Here is a 1,613-nt window from a genome sequence, read left to right on the forward strand (position 1 = left end):
GGTGATCGAGGTGCCGGCCCAGCAGTTGGCGCAGCAGCGCGGCGCTCCGCGCATGCCGGCGCCGCCGGCCAAGGCGCCTGTTGCCGCCGCTTCCGCGGAATCGGCCGAACCCGTCCAGCGCGCGGCGAAGGCCGCGCCCGCTCCTCGTTTGACCCAGGTGGCGCGGCCCAAGCCGGCCGCGGCGGCACCGGCCGCCGCCGCGGTGTCGACCGCCGCGGTATCGACCGCCGCGGCGTCCTCGGCCCGTCCTCCGCGCCGGCCCGCCAGCCGGAACGCGGACGCGCCGAATGGCGCGCCCGTCCGTCCGACCGCCAGCCGCCGGCCGCCGCCTTCGGACGACGATTGGGAGTCCTTCTGACGGAGCGATCCGCCATAGCCTTGAACACGCAGTAAAGCTATCCCTTTTACGGCCTGGCGGCGGGAGCGCCACCGGGACGACCACCGGAATACACGGAATGTTTAGCAATCTGAAGGTTCGCACGGGCCTCATGCTCGCCCAGTTGGCGGTTGCCCTGGCCGCGCTTGTCGCGATCATCCTGGGTTGGAACGGCATGCGGTCCAGTACCGAGGCGATCAATGCATTGGATAGCCTGAGCGTCCAGCAGGCCAACCTTATCAAGGACGCCTATACGCAGATGCTGCGGGCCACCATTCGCGCGGATATCGCCGCCGCGCAGCGCAGCGCCGGCGATACCGGCGGCGCCGCCGAGAATACGCGCACGGTGCAGCAGCTGGTTGCGGACGCGAAGAAGAAGATGGAGGCCTTCAAGGCCATTCCGAAGACCACGGACCTGGGCAAATCCACCGAGGGCGAGCTTCTGTCCTCGTTCAACCAGTTCGCGGATGCGCTGCAGTCCATGATGTCGGCCCTGGACAAGGGAGACTCGGCCACGTACCTGACTCTGAAGAACACCAAGGCGGGCGCGGCCAGCGGGGCTTTCTCGCAGCGGCTGGGCGCGTTCGCGGAAGGCATCACGGGCTTCAGCGAAGATCTGGTCGGGGAGGCGCGCACGCAGTCGGCCACCATGGCCATCGTCTACGCGGTGCTCGCGGCGGTGATCGTGGCGGTCTGGCTGGGCGCGTTCCTGTTCATGAACCGGGTAGTCCTGCGCCCCTTGCGCGCGGTCAGCGACAGCTTCGACAAGATCGCGGCCGGCGACCTGACCGTAAGGGTGGACGTGAACTCCACGAATGAAATCGGCATGCTGATGGCAGCGGTCAAGCGCATGCAGGAGAGCCTGACCCGCACGGTATCGGCCGTGCGCCGCGGCGTGGACGAAATCAACGTGGGCTCGCACGAGATCGCGGCGGGCAACACGGATCTTTCGAGCCGCACGGAACAGCAGGCGGCTTCGCTGGAAGAGACCGCGGCGTCGATGGAAGAACTGGCCTCGACGGTGAAGCAGAACGCGGACAACGCGCGCCAGGCCAACCAGCTGGCGGCCAGCGCCTCGGACGTGGCCGAGCGCGGCGGTTCTGCGGTGTCGGAAGTGGTCAGCACGATGGAGGAGATTTCCGCGAGCTCGCGCAAGATCTCCGAGATCGTGTCGGTGATCGACGGCATTGCGTTCCAGACCAACATCCTGGCGCTGAACGCGGCGGTGGAAGCGGCC

Annotated in this window: 1 protein-coding gene and 1 pseudogene; both read left to right on the forward strand. The window is 68.1% G+C overall.

Going from position 1 to position 1,613, the window contains the following annotated elements:
* Positions 1 to 358 (forward strand): annotated as a pseudogene (locus JL37_RS30705) (hypothetical protein); the annotation flags it as partial.
* Positions 359 to 455: 97 nt separating this feature from the next.
* Positions 456 to 1,613: methyl-accepting chemotaxis protein (locus JL37_RS15390; RefSeq protein ID WP_043545141.1), on the forward strand; the 1,158-nt coding region annotated here is incomplete at its 3' end.

It is taken from the genome of Achromobacter sp. RTa, from assembly GCF_000757485.1.
In the GTDB taxonomy this organism is placed as follows: Bacteria; Pseudomonadota; Gammaproteobacteria; order Burkholderiales; family Burkholderiaceae_B; genus Achromobacter.